A 13508-nucleotide genomic window follows, 5' to 3' on the forward strand; every position below is an offset into this window, starting at 1 on the left:
GGTGCGCGGAAAGGCGTTTCCGCTAGGTTCGGTGAGTGGAGAAAGTCATCCTCACCCTTCGGGGAGTCGACGCCGACGACGCCTGGTGCGCACGTCTGCGCGCGAAGGTGGCTGCCGACCTGCTCGACATCGGCCTGCCGGGTTTGGCGATCAATGTCCGAGATGCCGAGGTGCGGGAGTCGTTGATGACGCTGACGACGATGGACCCGCCGGTGGTGGCGCTGGTCAGCGTGTGGGCCCAGCAGTCCTACGGCCCACAGCTACAGGCTGCGACCACGCTGCTGGCAAAGGAATGCGACGAGGTCGCGGCTTATCTGGTGACGGAATCCGTGCCACTGGCACCGCCACAGACTGTGCCCGGTCAACGCACAACCGGGCTGGCCAACGTGGCGCTGCTGCGCCGACCCGCCGACCTCGACGAGCAGACGTGGTTCTCGCGCTGGCATATCGACCACACACCGGTCGCGATCGAAACGCAGTCGACGTTCGGCTACGTACAGAACGCCGTTGTGCGCGCCCTGACCTCGGACGCACCAGTCCTTTCGGCGATCGTGGAGGAGCTTTTCCCGATCGAAGCGGTCAGCGATCTGCACGCGTTCTTCGGGGCGGCAGATGATGATGATCTGCGCGACCGGATGCAGCGGATGATCGCGAGCACCTCGGCCTTCGGGGCGAACGAGAACGTCGACACCGTGCCAACCAGCCGGTTCGTCTACCGCAGTCCGTTCGACGGCCAGAAAGGAAAGGTGAGCAGATGACGACCCTCGCCGAAGCGGTGGCCCTGGCACGGGGTGAGAGCGGGCTGACGGTGGTGTCCACGCTGCGCGCCGACAACACCATCCAGGCGTCGCTGGTGAACGCCGGGGTCTTGCCTCATCCTGAAAGCGGCAGGCCGGTCCTCGCTTTCGTCACCTACGGCCGGGTCAAGCTGGCGAACCTCCGGGCCCGTCCGCAGCTTGCGGCGACGTTCCGCAACGGATGGCAGTGGGCGACCGTCGAGGGCACAGCCGAGATCGTTGGGCCCGACGATCCCCGGCCCTGGCTCTCCGACACCGAGGGGCTGCGGTTGCTGCTGCGAGAGGTGTTCACCGCGGCAGGCGGCACCCACGACGATTGGGCGGCCTACGACCGCACGATGGCCGAACAGCGCCGCGCGGCGGTGCTCGTCGAACCCACTCGCGTGTACAGCAACGGCTGAGCCTTAGTCTTGCGCGGTGACCCTCACGATCACCGACGCCAACCGGGTACGGACAGTCACCCTCGACCGCCCCGAGGCGCTCAACGCCTTCAACGAAGCGCTCTACGAGGCCACCGCACTCGCGATCCGGGAGGCCGCCGAGGACGCCGAGGTCGCGGTTCTGCTGCTGACGGGCAGCGGCAGGGCGTTCAGTGCGGGCAACGACCTCAAGGAGATGCAGTCGCGCATCAGCGACCCATCGCTCGCCGACAAGGGCAGCCATTTCACGTCGATGATCGACGCGTTGACCGACTTCCCCAAGCCGTTGATCTGCGCGGTCAACGGGCTCGGAGTGGGGATCGGCACAACCATTCTCGGGTACGCCGACCTGGTCTTCATGTCATCGGAAGCACGATTGAAGTGTCCATTCACCAGCCTTGGCGTCGCACCGGAGGCCGCGTCGTCGTACCTGTTGCCTCAGTTGATCGGCAGACAGAATGCGGCGTGGCTGCTGATGTCTTCGGAGTGGGTGTCCGCCCAAGAGGCGCTGCAGATGGGTTTGGTCTGGAAGGTCTGTGCGCCCGACGACCTACTGGCCGATGCTCATCGACACGCCGAAATCCTTGCCGCACGGCCTATTTCGAGCCTGATCGCGGTCAAGCAGACGATCGCGGAGCCGTCGCGACCGGGGATCAGGGCGGCCACCGAACGCGAGAACGCTCATTTCGCGGAGCTGATGGGCGCCGCCGCCAACGCTGACGCCCTTGCCGCATTCACCGACAAGCGGGGGAGAACGGACTAGCGGCTCGCCGCTCCAGCCGGACTAGCGGCTCGCCGCTGAAGAGGCGCCGTTGTTCGCGAAGTGCGACTCGATGATCGCCCGCACCGTCCGCCTGCACCGTCCGCAGTCGGACCCTGCCCCACAAGCCGCCGCCACTTCCTTCGATGTCGAGGCGCCCTTGGCGACGCACTCGCTCACCACGTGGCTGGTGGCTCCTGTGCAGAGGCAGACGAACATCGATCTTCCCCGTCAGTTCTTGCTGTCGATGGACATGAGATGGGCGAACTTGCCGACGAATTGCGTCGGATAGGCGCCGAGCCCGGCGTTGGACATCCACTCCGCGGCCGCGTCGGGGTGGTCGATCCACTGTCGCGCGCTGATCTCGTTGTCGATCTCCTGCAGGATCATCACTTCCTGGCCGTCGTCGAGCGCGCCGTAGACCCAGATCTTGCGCACACCGCCGCGCTTGAACCGGTCGAGTCCTTCGTGCACCTTCGCCATCAGGGACGCGACGTCGTCGACCGACGACATCACTCCGACCACGATGCGTCCGACGTGTTCTTCGGACGACGGCGGGTCCAGATCGATCTTCTCGACGACCTGACCGCCGAAGATCGGCGGAATGTCATCGAGGCCGGCGATGTCGAACCACTCGAATACGGCGGGAGAGCCGATGATGTCCCGTATCGAGCTGGAATGCCGAATTCCGATCGTCACCAGCACCCGGCCGGGTTCCCAGATCGAGGTGTACAGAACTACATGATGCGCACCGATCGATGCCAGATTGTCGCGACGACGTTTGAGCCAATTCCACATCCGGTCGACATCGTCCACACGAAAATCGCAGGCGAGAATCAGTGAGTGCAAATTGAACTCACTCATCGTGATCCTTCGTTCCGCTGCGCTCGCAATCATGTTAGCGCAGTCTAACCTTACTAAGCCTAGCCAGTCCACAGGCCGGGGGTGTTCTTAGCTTAGGCAGACCATCTGCCAACCCTCATCTTCGTCCTTGGCGCCGAAGTTCGTTGCCGCAAACCAGGAAACACGCATCGCGGCCTGCGGAAATTGTGCCGGTCATGCTGCCGCGTGCACTAGATTGAAGGGTGAAGCACAGCCCACCGACCTGATCGCGCGACCGGCGCCAAGGAGCCAGCATGCAAGGGGACCCCGACGTTCTGAAATTGCTCAATGAGCAGTTGACGAGCGAACTGACGGCAATCAACCAATATTTCCTGCACGCGAAAATGCAGGAGAATTGGGGATACACCGAATTGGCCTCTCATACGCGGGCCGAATCCTTTGATGAAATGCGGCATGCCGAGACGATCACCGACCGCATTCTCCTTCTCGACGGGCTGCCGAATTACCAACGGCTCTTCTCGCTCAGGGTCGGCCAGACGGTCAAGGAGCAGTTCGAGGCCGACCTCGCCATCGAGTACGAGGTGGTCGCGAGGTTGAGGCCGGGCATCATCATGTGCCGCGAGAAGGAAGACGCGACCTCGGCGAACATCTTCGAGGCGATCCTCGCCGACGAGGAAAACCACATCGACTACCTCGAGACTCAGCTCGAGCTGATGAACAAGCTCGGCGAAGAGCTCTACCTGGCTCAATGCGTGTCCCGGCCGCCTGGTAGCACCGCAGGCTAGGCTCATCGGACCGCGGCGCGTTTCGCCGTCGGCCACGCGTGTAACCCCTGCCGAAGTCATCCGTAACTTTTGTAGCCTGTCTAACGATATGGCTCACGGGACGGTTGTCGACGGAAGGCAGGTATGACGAGCCAGGCATCGACGGCCGCTGTCTCGGACCCCGATTCCAGCAGCGCAGGCATCAGCCTCCGGCGCCGCAACTTCATCTTCGTTGCGGTGCTGCTCGGCATGCTGCTCGCCGCACTCGACCAGACCATCGTGGCCACCGCGCTGCCCACGGTCGTCGCCGATCTCGGCGGGGCGGGCCATCAAGCCTGGGTCGTCACGAGCTATCTGTTGGCGTCGACGATCGTCACCGCGATCGTCGGCAAGCTCGGGGACCTCTTCGGCCGCAAAGTGGTCTTTCAGGTGTCGGTGTTGTTCTTCCTCGCGGGATCGGTGCTCTGCGGGCTGAGCGATTCGATGACCATGTTGGTCGCGTCCCGCGCCCTGCAGGGCATCGGTGGCGGGGCGCTCATGGTGACGGCGATGGCCGTCATCGGCGAGGTCATCCCGATGCGGGAACGGGGCCGCTATCAGGGCGCGCTGGGGGCCGTGTTCGGCGTCACCACCGTCATCGGCCCCTTGCTCGGCGGATTCTTCACCGATCACCTCACTTGGCGCTGGGCCTTCTGGATCAACATCCCGGTCGCGGTCGTGGTGCTGCTCGTCGGGGCGGCGGCCATCCCCGCCCTCGCAAGAACGACGAAACCCGTCATCGACTACGCAGGCATTCTATTCGTCGGGCTGGGCGCCTCGGGGCTGACGCTTGCCACCAGTTGGGGTGGCGGCGAGTATGCGTGGGGATCCCCGATGATCATCGGCCTGTTCGCCGCGTCGGCTCTGGCGCTCGCAGTATTCGTCTGGGTGGAATCCCGTGCGGCTGAGCCGATCCTGCCGATCCGGCTGTTCGCCAACCCGGTCTTCACGGTGTGTTGCATCCTCGGCTTCATCGTCGGCTTCGCCATGCTCGGAGCGCTGACTTTCCTGCCCACGTTCATGCAGTTCGTCGACGGTGTCTCCGCGACGACTTCGGGGCTGCGGACCTTGCCGATGGTGGCAGGCATGCTGATCACCTCGATCGGCAGCGGCAACATCGTCGGGCGCACCGGCAGGTACAAGATCTTTCCCGTCGCGGGGACCGCGATCATGGCCGTCGGGTTCGCGCTGCTCTCCACGATGGACGCCGCCACACCGACATGGCAGCAGTCGGCGTACCTGTTCGTGCTCGGCTCCGGAATCGGACTCTGCATGCAGGTGCTTGTGCTCGTCGTGCAGAACACCGCCAGCTTCGACGATCTCGGTGTTGCGACGTCGGGTGTCACCTTCTTCCGGACGATCGGAAGCTCCTTTGGCGCAGCCATTTTCGGTTCGCTGTTCGCCAACTTTCTGGCCAGCCGGATCGGGCCTGCGCTCGCCGCAGGCGGCGCGCCACCGCGTGCGGCGGAATCGCCTCAGGCACTGCACGCGCTGTCGGCCCAGGCGGCTGCGCCGATAGTCAACGCCTACGCGGAGTCGCTCGGCACGGTGTTTCTGTGCGCGGTTCCCGTCGCGGTCGTCGGCTTCATCGTTTCGCTTTTCCTCAGGGAGATGCCGCTCCGCGAGATGGAAGCGGCGTCGGCCACCGATCTGGGCGAGGGCTTCGGCATGCCGAGCAACGAGTCTCCGGACAAGATCCTCGAGGTGGCGATCGGGCGACTGATGCGCCACTCGCCGGAGATCAGACTGCGCAACATCGCGGGACAAGCCGGATGCGAATCCGATATCGCCTTGTTGTGGGGATTGATCCAAATCTACAGGCAGAGCCAGGTGTTCGGATCAGCGCGGCTGTCCGACATCGCCGAGCGACTGCGGGTGCCGCCGGAAATCCTCGAGTCGACGTTCGACCGGCTTGCCGAAAGCGGGTACGCGCTACGCACCGGCGATCAACTCTGGCTCACCCAAGCCGGAGTCGCTCAGGTGGGCTGTGCATCGGCGGCGCTCGCCAACCGCATCGTCGAAAAGCTCGCTGCGTCGTCAGCATTCGAAGGGCGACCGGATCGTGCACAGGTGGAGGAGGCGCTCGAGCGGATCGGCCTGCGCGTCCTCGTGCAACGTGAATGGGGAGATGACCGCTTCGCTCCGGCTGCAGCGGCCGCGAAGTGATCTAGCTGGAACAAAAGCGCTCTTTCTAGAACGTGTTCCACTTTTTCGGCTGTCGGCGTACGATTCCGCCCATGAGCCGCATCGGAGACTTCGCCGACGACGACGCCGCCGCCTGGGCGGTGAAATCACCCGACATCGGAACGGGCATGGCAGGCTTCGTCAACGCGGTGTACCACAAGAACCGGCTTCCGATGCGCGTCCGCGAACTGGCCAGGATGGTCATCGCACTCGACAACGAATGCATGGTGTGCCAGAACACCCGCGACTCCGAGGGCATCGCCGCAGGGGTCGACGAGGACCTCTATGACCACGCCGCGGTGTGGCGGTCGTGGTCCGGCTACAGCGATCAGGAACGAATCGCCGCGGAGTTCGCGGAACGCTTCGCCAGCGACCACACCGGCCTGCGTGACGACGACGAGTTCTGGGAGCGTGCGCGCGAGCACTTCAGCGACGAGTTGATGACCGACCTTGCGCTGTCCTGCGCGATGTGGCTGGGCATGGGCCGGATGCTGCGCACGCTCGACATCGGCCAAAGCTGCAAGATCACCCTGTAGGTCTGCGCCGCGACAGCGCAGAATGGCGGGCATGGCAGCCAAACCCCTCGCCGCAGCGGCCATCGCCCAACTCGAGTCCGACGGAGTCGCCACCCTGATCGGCACCGTCGTCAACTCAGCCGGTTTGACTCAGGCCAAGACCATTCCGCTGCGCAAGATGGGCGCCTTCGCCGATCCGGGTCTTGGTGCCAGCCCCGTATGGCACGTCTTCACGATCGACCAGACCGGCATCGCGTTCGCGGCAGGCCTCGGCGTGGTCGGCGATCAGCGGATCAGGATCGACCTGAGCGCGTTACGCATCCTCGGCGACGGATTGGCCTGGGCGCCAGGAGCTTTCTATGGCCAGGACGGTGAGCCGGATCCGTACTGCTGTCGCGGGGCGCTGTCCCGCATCGAAGCCGAGCTTGCCCAAGCCGGCATCGACGCGCTGGTCGGGCACGAGATGGAATTCCTTCTGGTGGGACCCGACGGTGCTGCGCTGCCTGCCCGCGTGTGGGCACAGTACGGCCTCGCCGGCGTGCTCGAGTACGAGGGCTTCGTGCGCGATGTGACCAACGCCGCGACGGGGTCGGGCGTGTCGATCGAGCAGTTCCATCCCGAATACGGCTTGAACCAGTTCGAGATCTCGCTGACCCCACAGCCGCCGACCGCGGCCGCGGACCAGCTGATGCTGATCAGAATGATCGTGGGCAGGGTCGCCAGGCGGTACGGGCTGCGGGTCAGCCTCTCACCGGTGCCGTTCGCCGGAAGCGTGGGTTCGGGTGCCCATCAACATTTTTCACTTCACAGAAACGGTGACGCGCTGTTCTCCGATGGATCCGGTGCCCGCGGCATGACAGCGGAGGGCGAGTCGGCGATCGCCGGTGTGCTTGCAGGCCTTCGTGAAGCGGAGGGCGTGCTCTGCGGTTCCATTCTGTCCGGTCTGCGCATGCAGCCAGGCCACTGGTCGGGTGCCTATGTCTGCTGGGGCACCGAAAACCGTGAGGCCGCAGTGCGTTTCCTCGTGGGCGGCGCCAGCAATCCGCTCGGCGCGAACGTCGAAGTCAAGGTCATCGATCCGTCGGCGAATCCGTACCTCGCGTCAGCGACGATCCTCGGGTTGGCGCTCGACGGCATCGAGCAGAAACGAAGCCTGCCGTCCGAGACCGCCGTTGACCCGTCCACGCTGACCGACGAACAGCGCGCCGGTGTCACGCTGTTATCGACCAGCCAGAGCGAAGCCGTCGACGTTCTCGACGGATCGGCTCTCCTTCGCGGCATCCTCGGCGATCCGGTGGTCGACGCCACCGTCGCGGTGCGTCGTTACGAGCAAGAGACATACGGACATCTGGGCGAAAACGAGCTGGCCGACAAGTTCCGGTTGGCCTGGAGCGTCTAGCGGTTCGTCAGCCGGCCCTGCTCAACTGGACGGGGAAGGTCCCCCTCCCGCAGCAAATCTCGCAGCTTTGCCAGCCGCTGCTTGCGATCGAAAGAACCGAAGACGTGATCACACGAGTTCGCTGGCGTCGTAGACCCAGGAAGTATCGACGGAGCCGAGCTTTTCCACATAGGACGGCGGCGCCGCGGACAACAGCGTGTTGAAGTCCGAGTAGTCCTTCCACAGGGTGATCTTGCCGTTCTCGACGCGATGGACAGACACAAACGGCAACCGGACGGATTCACCGCTGGACCAGCCCCAGGTCTCGGAATGCTCGTAGACGACGTCGGCGCCGTTGCTCAGTAGCAGCCCGTCGTGGTTGACATACGACGACAGCGAGTCGAGGCCGATTCTGAGGCGGGTAACGATGTTCTCGGGGCCGCGTGCCGATACCGCGGGCATCGGCATGTCGACGTAGAGACAGTCGTCAGACAGGTAGGTTTTCAACCTGTCCCATTCGCGATCCGACAACGCCTCCCACATGCCGAGAACGATCTGCTCAACGGACACCGGCCAACTCCTTGTCGTCGTGTGCCTGGGCAATTTTCTGAGCGGCCCGCAGGAAGCGGCCCGTGCGCTCCGCACCGACGATCTCGGTCAGCGAGCCGTCGAGGAGAACCGCACGCCCACCGACGAATACCGCACAGACGGTGTCGTCGTTGCGGTTGACCATCCGGGACAGGCCGCCGTACTGCTCGACGCTGTCCTCGGCATAGCCGACCAGGGTCTCGTCGAGCTTCTCCTGGTCGATGACGACGACGTCCGCGCGGTCCCCGATTCGGAGGTGGCCTGCGTCGATGCAGTACCAGTCGGCGAGCTCACCCGTCAGCCGGTGCACGGCATGCTCGACCGACATGAACGGCGCTCCGGCACGCTCGGCATCGCGGACATGGCGCAGCAGCCGCAGGCCCATGTTGTAGAACGCCATGTTGCGCAGATGCGCGCCCGCGTCCGAGAAACCCATCTGCACACCCGAATCCCGCGCCAGTTTCTTCAGCACCTCGGGCCGGTGATTAGAGATCGTGGTGCGCCACCGCAGCGCTCTGCCGTGCTCGAGCACCAGGTCAAGGAAGGCGTCGACCGGATGCAGGCCGCCGCGCTCGACGCCCACCTGCCCGAACGACTTGCCGATCACCGACGTGTCCGGGCAGCCGACGATCTCGGCGTCGAAGAAGTCGCGCTGCCACACCCGAAGGCCGAACCTGCTTTCGTAATGCTTGCGGAACGTGCGGCGGTAGGACTCGTCGCGCAGCATCGCCTTGCGTTCGACTTCGTCCCGCAGATGCAGCGCCGCCGCGCCAGCACCGAACTCCTCGAAGACGACGAGGTCGATTCCGTCTGCGTACACCTCGAACGGCACGGGGAGGTGCTGCCACCGGAAGTCGCCGCCGAGCCGGTTGATCAGTCGGGCCGCCGGACCCATACCCAGCACCGCATACGGGTTGGACTTCACGTCGGCGGCCGACAAGAGGCTGGTCTTCAAGGGCTTTCGCAGAATTCCGAGCGACTGGACGAGCTGCGAGCCCAGGTTGAGGGGGTTCTGAATATCTGGCCCGGACTGCAGTACCCGGCCCGCACGACGGAGCATCGATTTCAACCGGCGCAGTTCCTTCGGCTTGGCATAGGTCGACGGCAGCGTCCGCGACCGGCAGACGTCGCCGTCGAGTTTGTCGAAAAGTAGTTGCTGAGAGGACATTCCGAGGAAGCCCGCCGCCAACGCCTCGGAGAGCATGCGCTCCATGCTCTTCTGTTCGGCCTTGGTCGGGCGGACCCGCTTCTGCGTTGAACGATCCAAACCCATGACGGCTGCCCGCATATCGGAGTGTCCGATGAAGGCGGCGACGTTCGGTCCGAGCGGACGGTTCTCCAATGCCTGGATGTACTCCTCGCCGTTCGACCACGTCTTGTGTTCTTCGACAGCGGAGATGACGTGGTCGCGGGGAATGGCCTCGACGCGGCCGAAGATGTCGCCTGCATCGGCACTGTCGACGTAGACCGTCGAGAGCGAGCAGGATCCCAGCAGAACCGTGGTCACGCCGTGGCGCAGCGATTCCGACAGTGATGGACCGTTGAGCACCTCGACGTCGTAATGGGTGTGGATGTCGAGAATGCCGGGCAGTACCCACTTGCCCGACGCGTCGACAACGGCCGGACAGCCCGTCTCGTCGAGGTCCTCAGGTGTCACCGCGGCGACACGTCCGTCGCGGATGCCGAGGTTCCGCATCGCCGACGGGGCGCCTGTGCCGTCGAACCAACGCCCGTTGCGAATGATCACGTCGAATGTCACCCCGCCATAGAACAGCCCGCAACATAGAGGTGTCAATGGAAACGGTGAACAGATTCCACAATTTGTCTACCCGACGACCTCGGCGCGCTGACCTGGAATTTGTTCAGGACCACCCGTCGGGTTGCCGACCGTCGATATCGGTGAAGCCGTATTCACGCGCCAATTCGGCCGAGGTCACCGAACACTGATTCCACCGTGCGCGGTCCTCGTCGGCGGCGACCGCGGCGACACCCCGACCGACGAATCGCGGAGATTCCGACTCCACGAACGCCGGCGGCGCGGTCGGCGAGCCGTCACGGCGGTCCGGTTCGAGCGCCGTGCGCCAGTTGGCCTCGGTGACACCCCAGTTGTCGAGCATCATCTCCGAACGCAACCAGCCAGGCGTCACGGCCAGCGCGGTGGCGCCGTAGCTCTGCAACTCGTGCCCGTGGGCGAACGCCAGCCGATTCACGGCGGTTTTGGCCAGGTCGTAGAACACCGATAGGCGGAAATTCGCCTCGTTGTATTCGCGCGTACCGTCGGTCACCTCCACGAGCAACCCGCCGGGCCGTTCGATCAGCAGCGGGTGCAGGCAGTGCGACGTGATCAGGTGCGTGTCGACACCCAGCCGCAGAATCCGCAGGCCGTCGTCGAGGTCGTGCTCCCAGATCGGCCTGTTCCATGTCGGGGGTGGACCCTTGAGCACCTCCGCACCCCAAATGTCGTTGACGAGGATGTCGATACCGCCGTAGTCCCCGCGGATCCGGTGCGCCAACGCGCGCACCTCGCCCGGCTCGAGATGATCCGCCGCGATGGCGACGCCTTCACCACCCAGTTCGTCCACGAGGGCGGCGGTCTCCTCGATGGTTTCCGGCCGGTCGTAATCGGAGACCTTGGCGCCCGAGATCGAACTGCGGCCGGTGCACACCACCGTCGCGCCCGCCTCGCCGAGCGCGGCTGCGATACCGCGGCCCGCACCGCGCGTCGCTCCCGCGACCACAGCGACGCGTCCGCGCAGAGGCCGGCCGTCCGGTGTCGATTCCATTACCGTCAGTATTGCGCGAAATCACAAGCGTCTACCCGACTTCGGTATTCAGGCGCATACTCGCGAAGGTGACTCCACTACAGCGCTACATCGCAGAGGAAATCGCAACCGACCATGTCGACGGGCTGTTGTCCCGGCGCGAGGCTCTGCGCAGGCTGGCGCTCCTCGGGGTGGGCACCGCTGCGGCGACGACCTTGATCGCCGCGTGTGGCGAGAACAAGAAGCCTGCCACCGACCCTCCGGCGACCTCGACCGGCGCGGTGACGTCGACCGAATCCACCAAGGCCGAGGCGCCGGCGCCAGGGTCCGGCACGGCCTTACCGACGGCGCCGATCAAATGGCAGGGGCCGCAGGGTGAGATACAGGCGGCGTGGGCAGAGGCACCGAACGCCCGCGGCGGTGTGCTCGTCATCCATGAGAACAAGGGCCTCAACGACTGGGTCAGGTCGGTGGCCGGCCGGTTCGCGGGAATCGGCTACTCGGCCCTGGCCATCGATCTGCTGTCAGCCCAGGGAGGCAGCGCCACCTTCGCCGATCCCGCCGAGGCGACGGCGGCGCTCGGCAAGATCGGCAATGAGCAGTTCGTCGGCGATCTCAAATCGGGCATCGGCGAGCTGCAGCGGCGCGTGCCCGACAAGAAGGTCGCGGCCGTCGGATTCTGCATGGGCGGGGGACTGGTGTGGCGTCTGCTCGCCGCGGGCTCGCCCGAACTGGCGGCGGCCGTGCCGTTCTACGGCCCGACTCCTGACAATCCGGACTTCGCCGGGTCCTCCGACGTTGCGGTGCTCGGCTTCTACGGCGCGCTCGACGACCGCGTGAACAAGACGGAACCAATCGCCAAAGCCGCGTTGGAGAAGGCCGGACTCGTACACGAACTCGTCACCGAGCCCGACGCCGACCACGCATTCTTCAACGACACCAACGCCGACCGCTACAGCGCGACAGCCGCCGAGGACGCATGGCGGCGGGTACAGGACTGGCTCGGCCGCTACCTGAGCTGACCTCGTCGCGCGTCGGTGATCCTTTGGTCACGAGGCGTTAAGACACCTGACGTTGCGGCGTCGACGACGGCGGCCGGCCATGACGTCTACCTTCCTGGATCAGCAGCCGCAGACAACCGGATTCCCGTCGGGGTGTCACGCGGATTTCGCTGCCCGCCAGACTGATTCGGGTTTCGCGAACCGACGAACGGCCGCCAACTACGACGCCGTGGTGTGCACTGCCGCATTCTCGACGCGATAGGCGCGGGGTAGGAGACCGCTCGGTCCAGCCGCTACGTTTGCCTGGTGACGGATCCGGTGCGCGGTCCCCGAGGACGCCGAGCGGTCGGCCACCCTGTGGTTCGCCGTGCTGCTGACCCTGACCAACGGCTTCCTCGACGCCCATACCTATATCGCCCGCGGGCATGTGTTCGCCAACGTGCGGACCGCCAACGTCATCTTCTCCGCGATCCATGTGTCCGATCGGCAGTTCTCCGCGGCGTTGGCCCACATGTGGCCGCTGCTGGCATTCATTGCGGGCATGCTGCTGGCATCGCACATCAAATCCGGACGCGTCGAGCAGGTGGTGCCGCACTCGCTGCGCTGGACCATCGCCATCCAGTCGGTCGTGCTCGCGGCCATCGGGTTCGTGCCCGCTTGGGTGGACCACAACTTCGTCACGGTGCCGATCTCATTTCTCGCCGCGGTCCAGATCGGTCTCTTCCGCAAGATAGGCGACCTGGCGTACCTGCCCGTGGCCACGACCGGCAATCTGATGCGCTTCATGGAGTCGGGTTACGACAGCCTCGTTGACAAGCGCGCCGAGGCTCGCCGCCCCCTTGTCGTCTACGGCACGTTGATCCTGGCGTTCGCCAGCGGCGCACTCGTCGGCGCATACGCCACCGGAGCCTGGGGTGTGCACGCCATCTGGTTGCCCGCAGGCTTTCTGGCAATCACACTGTGCCTGTTCCTCGTCGAACAGCGCGAGTGGATGCGATGATAGGAATCCGATCCGCTGAAACCGATCGGCCCTCCGTTCGTGTCGGAGACAGGTCGAGAAAGTTAGGGGTCACAGTGAAGAACATTCATGCGTTGCTTGCGGCGATGGCTGTCATCGCGGCGGTCGTGACGGCTTGCGGCGGGTCGGGCAGTTCAGACGGGAACGCCACGACCGCAACCTCAGGCGAGCAGAGCTCGAGCGCTGTCGCGGGCCCGACGCTGACGATCGCGAGCATGGCGTTCGGTCAAGCACTCACCGTCGCGCCGGGAACCCGGATCGACATCGTCAACAACGACACCGTCGAGCACTCCGTAACGTCAAAAACGGAGGGCGCCTTCGACGTTCACGTCGACGGCGGAAAGCGCAAGACGCTCACCGCACCGGCTGCGCCGGGGCAATACCCGTTCTACTGCGTATATCACCCGTCCATGACGGGCACACTGACCGTCCGGTAGCCG

15 protein-coding genes are annotated in these 13508 nt (G+C 65.0%); 10 read left to right on the plus strand and 5 right to left on the minus strand.

The genetic code is table 11. The annotated features are described in order from the left end of the window. Nucleotides 1-35: 35 nt before the first annotated feature. Genes C6A82_RS14585 through C6A82_RS14595 form a run of 3 tightly spaced genes read left to right on the plus strand, consistent with a single transcriptional unit; the run spans nucleotide 36 to nucleotide 1979 of the window. Nucleotides 36-758 carry a hypothetical protein gene (locus tag C6A82_RS14585; protein ID WP_311101351.1) on the plus strand — a complete coding sequence of 241 codons (723 nt, stop codon included), beginning with the start codon at nucleotides 36-38 and terminating at the stop codon, nucleotides 756-758. Next, nucleotides 755-1198 carry a TIGR03618 family F420-dependent PPOX class oxidoreductase gene (locus tag C6A82_RS14590; protein ID WP_105348923.1) on the plus strand — a complete coding sequence of 148 codons (444 nt, stop codon included), beginning with the start codon at nucleotides 755-757 and terminating at the stop codon, nucleotides 1196-1198. The genes C6A82_RS14585 and C6A82_RS14590 overlap by 4 nt, the downstream gene beginning before the upstream one ends. Before the next feature lie 16 nt (nucleotides 1199-1214). Continuing rightward, nucleotides 1215-1979, plus strand: a complete 765-nt coding sequence (locus C6A82_RS14595) for an enoyl-CoA hydratase/isomerase family protein (RefSeq protein ID WP_105348922.1) — start codon at nucleotides 1215-1217, stop codon at nucleotides 1977-1979. A 21-nt stretch (nucleotides 1980-2000) separates the two neighbouring features. On the opposite strand, the gene C6A82_RS14600 is transcribed toward C6A82_RS14595, so the two are convergent. Together C6A82_RS14600 and C6A82_RS14605 are read right to left on the minus strand one after the other, a co-directional pair. Then, nucleotides 2001-2195, minus strand: coding sequence for a bacterioferritin-associated ferredoxin (locus tag C6A82_RS14600; RefSeq protein ID WP_105348920.1), 195 nt, complete (start codon nucleotides 2193-2195; stop codon nucleotides 2001-2003). 12 nt (nucleotides 2196-2207) lie between these two features. Further along, on the minus strand, nucleotides 2208-2840 hold the full coding sequence (locus tag C6A82_RS14605; protein ID WP_105348918.1) for a fatty-acid--CoA ligase: 633 nt from the start codon (nucleotides 2838-2840) through the stop codon (nucleotides 2208-2210). Between the two features lie 272 nt (nucleotides 2841-3112). Here C6A82_RS14605 and bfr point away from each other — a divergent pair, with 272 nt between their 5' ends. The 4 genes from bfr to C6A82_RS14625 all read left to right on the plus strand — a co-directional run bounded on the left by bfr (nucleotide 3113) and on the right by C6A82_RS14625 (nucleotide 7720). After that, nucleotides 3113-3604 carry a bacterioferritin gene (gene bfr, locus C6A82_RS14610; protein ID WP_105348916.1) on the plus strand — a complete coding sequence of 164 codons (492 nt, stop codon included), beginning with the start codon at nucleotides 3113-3115 and terminating at the stop codon, nucleotides 3602-3604. Nucleotides 3605-3727: 123 nt separating this feature from the next. Next, complete coding sequence (locus C6A82_RS14615) at nucleotides 3728-5788, plus strand: MDR family MFS transporter (RefSeq protein WP_105348915.1); 2061 nt, start codon at nucleotides 3728-3730, stop codon at nucleotides 5786-5788. 71 nt (nucleotides 5789-5859) lie between these two features. Further along, nucleotides 5860-6342 (plus strand): carboxymuconolactone decarboxylase family protein, encoded by a 483-nt coding sequence (locus C6A82_RS14620; RefSeq protein WP_105348913.1) that lies wholly within the window; start codon nucleotides 5860-5862, stop codon nucleotides 6340-6342. 22 nt (nucleotides 6343-6364) lie between these two features. Further along, on the plus strand, nucleotides 6365-7720 hold the full coding sequence (locus C6A82_RS14625) for a glutamine synthetase family protein (RefSeq protein ID WP_199193962.1): 1356 nt from the start codon (nucleotides 6365-6367) through the stop codon (nucleotides 7718-7720). A gap of 108 nt (nucleotides 7721-7828) precedes the next feature. Here the strand turns inward: C6A82_RS14625 and C6A82_RS14630 are convergent, their stop codons facing one another. The 3 genes from C6A82_RS14630 to C6A82_RS14640 all read right to left on the minus strand — a co-directional run bounded on the left by C6A82_RS14630 (nucleotide 7829) and on the right by C6A82_RS14640 (nucleotide 11070). Continuing rightward, complete coding sequence (locus tag C6A82_RS14630; RefSeq protein ID WP_255419277.1) at nucleotides 7829-8269, minus strand: limonene-1,2-epoxide hydrolase family protein; 441 nt, start codon at nucleotides 8267-8269, stop codon at nucleotides 7829-7831. Next, on the minus strand, nucleotides 8259-10046 hold the full coding sequence (locus C6A82_RS14635) for an amidohydrolase family protein (RefSeq protein ID WP_199193961.1): 1788 nt from the start codon (nucleotides 10044-10046) through the stop codon (nucleotides 8259-8261). Before C6A82_RS14635 ends, C6A82_RS14630 begins: the two co-directional genes overlap by 11 nt. Before the next feature lie 103 nt (nucleotides 10047-10149). After that, nucleotides 10150-11070 (minus strand): SDR family oxidoreductase, encoded by a 921-nt coding sequence (locus C6A82_RS14640; protein ID WP_105348911.1) that lies wholly within the window; start codon nucleotides 11068-11070, stop codon nucleotides 10150-10152. A 68-nt stretch (nucleotides 11071-11138) separates the two neighbouring features. On the opposite strand from C6A82_RS14640, the gene C6A82_RS14645 reads away from it, so the two are divergent. The 3 genes from C6A82_RS14645 (at nucleotide 11139) to C6A82_RS14655 (ending at nucleotide 13505) form a co-directional block, all read left to right on the plus strand. Continuing rightward, nucleotides 11139-12071 carry a dienelactone hydrolase family protein gene (locus tag C6A82_RS14645; protein ID WP_105348937.1) on the plus strand — a complete coding sequence of 311 codons (933 nt, stop codon included), beginning with the start codon at nucleotides 11139-11141 and terminating at the stop codon, nucleotides 12069-12071. A 346-nt stretch (nucleotides 12072-12417) separates the two neighbouring features. Then, a complete protein-coding gene (locus C6A82_RS14650; RefSeq protein ID WP_233217164.1) occupies nucleotides 12418-13050 on the plus strand; it encodes a YoaK family protein in 633 nt (210 codons plus the stop codon). Nucleotides 13051-13124: 74 nt separating this feature from the next. Next, nucleotides 13125-13505, plus strand: a complete 381-nt coding sequence (locus tag C6A82_RS14655) for a cupredoxin domain-containing protein (protein ID WP_233217163.1) — start codon at nucleotides 13125-13127, stop codon at nucleotides 13503-13505. Nucleotides 13506-13508: the final 3 nt, after the last annotated feature.

The sequence above is a fragment of the Mycobacterium sp. ITM-2016-00318 genome (assembly GCF_002968285.2).
In the GTDB taxonomy this organism is placed as follows: Bacteria; Actinomycetota; Actinomycetes; order Mycobacteriales; family Mycobacteriaceae; genus Mycobacterium.